Source organism: Methylobacterium sp. B1, assembly GCF_000333255.1.
Taxonomy (GTDB): Bacteria; Pseudomonadota; Alphaproteobacteria; order Rhizobiales; family Beijerinckiaceae; genus Methylobacterium; species Methylobacterium fujisawaense.
Genome location: NZ_BACT01000594.1, coordinates 1 through 4,490 on the forward strand (window position 1 = coordinate 1; position 4,490 = coordinate 4,490).

General features: G+C 70.7%; 5 protein-coding genes. All 5 read right to left on the reverse strand.

Annotation, left to right across the window (positions count from 1 at the left end):
- Positions 1–250 (reverse strand): response regulator (locus I53_RS17455; protein ID WP_148291189.1); only part of this gene is annotated, 250 nt, incomplete at its 3' end.
- Positions 251–387: 137 nt separating this feature from the next.
- Positions 388–1,062: a class I SAM-dependent methyltransferase gene (locus tag I53_RS17460; RefSeq protein ID WP_043352913.1), complete on the reverse strand. Its 675-nt coding sequence runs from the start codon at positions 1,060–1,062 to the stop codon at positions 388–390.
- Positions 1,063–1,126: 64 nt separating this feature from the next.
- Positions 1,127–2,185 carry a glycosyltransferase gene (locus tag I53_RS17465; RefSeq protein ID WP_043352915.1) on the reverse strand — a complete coding sequence of 353 codons (1,059 nt, stop codon included), beginning with the start codon at positions 2,183–2,185 and terminating at the stop codon, positions 1,127–1,129.
- Positions 2,182–3,123, reverse strand: a complete 942-nt coding sequence (locus I53_RS17470) for a glycosyltransferase family 2 protein (protein WP_043352918.1) — start codon at positions 3,121–3,123, stop codon at positions 2,182–2,184. The genes I53_RS17465 and I53_RS17470 overlap by 4 nt, the downstream gene beginning before the upstream one ends.
- A gap of 41 nt (positions 3,124–3,164) precedes the next feature.
- A complete protein-coding gene (locus tag I53_RS17475; RefSeq protein ID WP_043352920.1) occupies positions 3,165–4,310 on the reverse strand; it encodes a glycosyltransferase in 1,146 nt (381 codons plus the stop codon).
- Between the last annotated feature and the right edge of the window lie 180 nt (positions 4,311–4,490).

The following is a 4,490-nucleotide window of genomic DNA, read 5'->3' on the forward strand; positions in this document are numbered from 1 at the left end:
GAGGATAGGCGCGCGCAATCATGCGAGCGAGGGCGAAGCCATCGTGTACGCCCGGCATCTGCACGTCGGTGAACAGCAGCACGATGCACGCGTGGTGTTCTTCGAGCACGAGCAACGCCTTATCACCGGATGCGGCCGCGAAGGTCGCAAACCCCGCTTCCTCCAGGATGTCGATTGCAGCCATGCGGACCATGCCGTCGTCGTCGACGACGAGAGCACAGGGCGCAGCGTTCGAGGAGGCATGGGTCATCTCCCCTCAATGCCGCGTTTCATGGAAAGGTCCGGGTGGAAAGACGCCAAGTTCAGCCGCCTGCCATGAGATGGACGCCCGAGGTCGTCAGCGTGCCGACCAGATCTTCATCGCCGGCGCACAGGCGAAGCACTTGATCAGCCCTCATTCGGCTTGGTGAACTTGCACTTGCCCTGCAGCGACCACGGCCCCCGCGCCCCGACCTCGGCGCAGAACGCATCGACCGCCCGGGTCACACCCGGGAAGCGGCCGCCCAAGCGGTCGTAATCGTCGGCGATCAGGAGGCCTCCAGGCCGCAGGACCGGCCACCAGGCGCGCAGGTCCGCCGCGACAGACGTCTCCTCGTGCCCGGCATCGAGATGAATGACGTCGGCGGTCACACCGCGCAGACGCAGGAGTTCCGCGGCATTCACCGAGTCGAGCGGCAACGGCACGATGTGGTCCGTCATGCCTTCACGCACCACATTGGCCAGGAAGGTCCGGTAGAGGCTCGGATAGCCATGCTCGGTGGCGAGTTCCGCGAACAGCGCCTCGTCCGCCCAGTGATCGACGGCTCCGAGCCACGTATCGACCGCGATCACGGTGCCGGTGACGTTGTGCTCGACCATGGATCGCGCGAGAAAAAGGGCGCTGGCTCCCTTCCATGTCCCGATTTCGACGGTGACGCGGGGTTGGAATTCGATCACCGCCTCTTCGAGATAGGGGTGGATGCTGCGCCAGCCTTGAAGGTCGCCGGCGCGTAGGTCCGCCGGGGGATCCGCGAAGGGGTCGCGGCCGTGCCACAGGGCGGCGATCAGGTCCTGACGGGTCATGGCACTCTGATTTGAGGGTGTTGGAAGGCCCAGGAGGGGCAGACATCCAGGAAGAGCAGTGGGGTCATCGAACGGCGCGGGCCTGCGCGTAGAGCGCCTCGCATCGGTCGAGCCAGCATGCGCGGGTGAACAGGCGCAGGACACGGCCGCGCGGGATCGGCCGCGGAATCGCGAGCGCCGCGCCGATGGCACGGGCAAGACCCGCCTGGTCCCCTGGTGCCGCGAGGGATCCGGCTTCGCCGACGACCTCCGGGACGGCGCCCCGGGCGAAGCCGGCGACCGGCAGGCCGCAGGCCATCGCCTCGATCGCCGCCAGCCCGAACGGCTCGTCCCAGCACGGTGTGGCCAGGAACACGGAGGCGCGGCCGACCTCCGCGGCCAGGGCCGTCCCGCTGAGCTGGCCGCCGTAGCGGATCGAGCCGCCGAGCAACGGCGCGACCTGGGCCGCCCAGTAATCCGGCTCTTCGATCGGGCCGAACAGGGTCAGGGGCAGGCCGGCTTGGCGCGCCGCGCCGATCGCGTGCTGCGCGCCCTTGTCGGGCGTGATCCGCGCGCACCAGACGGCGCTGCCGTCGCCGTCCGGACGATACGGCCAGGCGGCGGGATCGATGCCGTTGTGAAGCACCGAGGCCTCCGCGGGCGCCCCGTCCGGCCACCACGCGTCGAGATGCGCCCGGGAGGGCGCGGTGATCCGGTGTCCCGCGGCGGGGCTCGCCTGCACGAACCAGCGCAGGGCGTCGTAGGGCGGTACGTGCAGCGACGTGACGGTGGGCGTCGCGGCGGTGCGCCGTTTCTCCAGGGGCAGACGGCTCAGGCTGTTGTTGTGGAGCACATCGAAGCCCCCGGCAGCGATCCGGTCGCAGGCGGAAGCGTAGCCGTCGTCGAGATGAGCCTTCAGGCCTGCATCGCCCCGGTGCTCCAGGCCGGCATGGCTCCGCTCGTGATGGACCGGGATCACAGGATCCAGCGCAAAGCGCGCGTCGCTGTCGCCGGAGGCGAACAGGGCGACGCTGTGGCCCCGGGCAGCGAGACCGTCCGCGAGGCTCCACGTATAGGCTTCGAGCCCCCCCGCGAAGGGCGGGGCGATCGGATGGCGGAGATGGGCAAGGAGCGCGATCCTCACGCCGTCACCGGCGCCGGCGATTTCGCGGCGGCCCCGGCATCCGTCCGGGCCTCGATGGCGCGGATCACCGACGCCGAGTTGGTGTAGGGCTGGTGGCCCAGCTGACCAGTCAGCGCGAGGTCGGCGGCGTCGGGCCGGCGCAGGATGCGGATCGGCCGATCGGGCGTGTCGTCGATCAGGCCCATCACTTTGAAGGCGTAGAGCCAGTGGCCCATGGTGCGGTAGCCCCACTTGGCCTCGAACAATTCGGCGTTGCGCACCACACTCTCGAGGTGATGGACCGGCGGCATGTGGTGCGGGTGGTACTGGTGATAGGCGCGCGCGCCCTTGATCCAGGCGATCGGGATGCCGCTTCGGTCGAGGAGCTTGCCGAAGTCGGTGTCCTCGCCGCCGTAGCCGGTGTAGCGCTCGTCGAAGCCGCCGGTCGCCAAGAAGGTGGCCCGCCGGATCGCGAAGTTGAGCGACCAGAAGCAGCGGTAATCGTTGCAGATCTCGATGCCGGAGGCCGGGGGCCCGCGGCGGTCGGAATGCCGCTCCGCCACGGCATCGAGGCCGGCATAGTCCCAGGTCCCCTGCGTGGCGCGCTCGGGCAGATGCAGCACCTCGCCCATCAGCAGCCCGTCGAGTTCGGAAAGCCCCCGCGCGTAGTCGGCGATGAGGTCGGGCGCCGGGATGCAATCGACGTCGAGGAAGACCACGGCGTCGCTGTCGACCGCCGCCACGCCGCGGTTGCGCGCCGCCGCCAGCGGCAACTCGCGGCCCCGCACCGGAATCTGATGCACCGGGAAGCCGACCTCGGGCAGGTCGTAGGGCGTCTCCTGCATCACCGCGACGATGAAGGCGGCGGGGGGCTGCGTCTGGCGCTCCAGGCCGCGGAGCACGTTGCGCAGATGCGCCGGCCGGCCCTTCGCGAGGGTCACCACGGAGACGGTGGACATAAGGCGATCGGGCTCCGGTTGGGTTGGGGAGACGGCGGCGGTCACTCGGCGGCGATGCCTGGAAGCGGGACGGTTTCGGCGCCGGCCGGTCCGCAATCCCAGAGCGCGTCGGTCAGCCCTTCGAGCCAGCCGGCGGCGCGGGCAGCGGCGTCGGGGGCGTAGAGGCTCCGCAGGGGAGCCCCGTCGAGGGCGCGGGCGCGGGCGAGGAGGTCCCGCCAGCCCCGGAGATCACCCGGCCAGGCGGGCGCCTGCACGGCAGCGCCGAGCCGGACCAGGGCCTCGGCCTTGCGGGTCTGCTCGGCGAAGTAGCGCCATTCCGGCATCACGATCAGGCGACCGCCGACCCGGGCAACCTCGTGGACCGTGTTGTCGCCCGCCGAGGCGATCACGATGTCGGCGGCGGCGAGATAGTCGGTGACCGAGGACACCCAGCCGAGTTCGCGCAGATTCGAAAAGTCGGTCTCGTGGCCCTCGCGGTGGGTCGGCCCGAGGGTGAGCCACAGGGCGTCGGGTTCGGCGCGGGCCGCGACCGTGAGGGGCGCGAAGGGCGTGCCGCTGCCGCCGCCGCCGGTCACCGCCACCACGATCTCCCGTGCAGGATCGAGGCCGAGCTTGGCGCGGGCCTCCGCGCGCTCCGGCACCCGGTCGACGCTGGTGCACAGGCCGCCGCTGTAGAAGGTCTTGGCGCGCAGGGGTGCCGGGTAATCGTCTTGCTCCAAGCGCTCGTCGAAGGGGGCGAGCATTCCGACGCAGGCCTCGTAGGCGCCGACATGGCCGATATCGGACCGGTCGCCGTGCATGCGGATCTGCACCGCCGGCACGCTGGCGATGCGCGCGAGCAGCGCGATCTCCGCCGAGACATCGACCACGAACAGGCCGATTCCGCGCTCGTCGAGATGGTCGAGGATCGACCGCATCGTCCGGCGCATCGCGTCGAGACCCAGGGGAACGCAGTGCATCACCTGGGGCGTCGGCTCGGCGTAGAGGCGCGCCGTCGGCACGGCGGCGCCGATCATGTTGGGGAGCGCCACGATCTCGATGCCGCGGCCGAAGCCGTCGAACAGGCGTGGATCGGCGGTCAGCACCGAGACGGCCCGGTCACGAGCAAACTCGGCGGCCACCGCCATCGTGCGGTTGGCGTGGCCGCGGCCCTGATGATGAACGAAGAACGCGATCGGCTTCTTCATGGCGGTGGGTTCGGGCTCGCTCTCAAGAGAACAGGGCGTCGGGCCGCAGGGCCGCGGCGATCTCGGGTTCGGTCGGCGGGCGGATCAGGCGGATCGCGGGGGCGGCGACGTCCCAGTCGATCAGCCCGGCCGCGCGGAACTGGTCGAGCCAGTAGGTCATGCACCAGCGCCCGTGCCGCG

What these genes read in the sequence shown, in the direction of transcription:
- I53_RS17460 (WP_043352913.1), bottom strand. Translation starts at nt 1,062, where the DNA reads ATGACCCGTCAGGACCTGATCGCCGCCCTGTGGCACGGCCGCGACCCC.
- I53_RS17470 (WP_043352918.1), bottom strand. Translation starts at nt 3,123, where the DNA reads ATGTCCACCGTCTCCGTGGTGACCCTCGCGAAGGGCCGGCCGGCGCAT.
- I53_RS17475 (WP_043352920.1), bottom strand. Translation starts at nt 4,310, where the DNA reads ATGAAGAAGCCGATCGCGTTCTTCGTTCATCATCAGGGCCGCGGCCAC.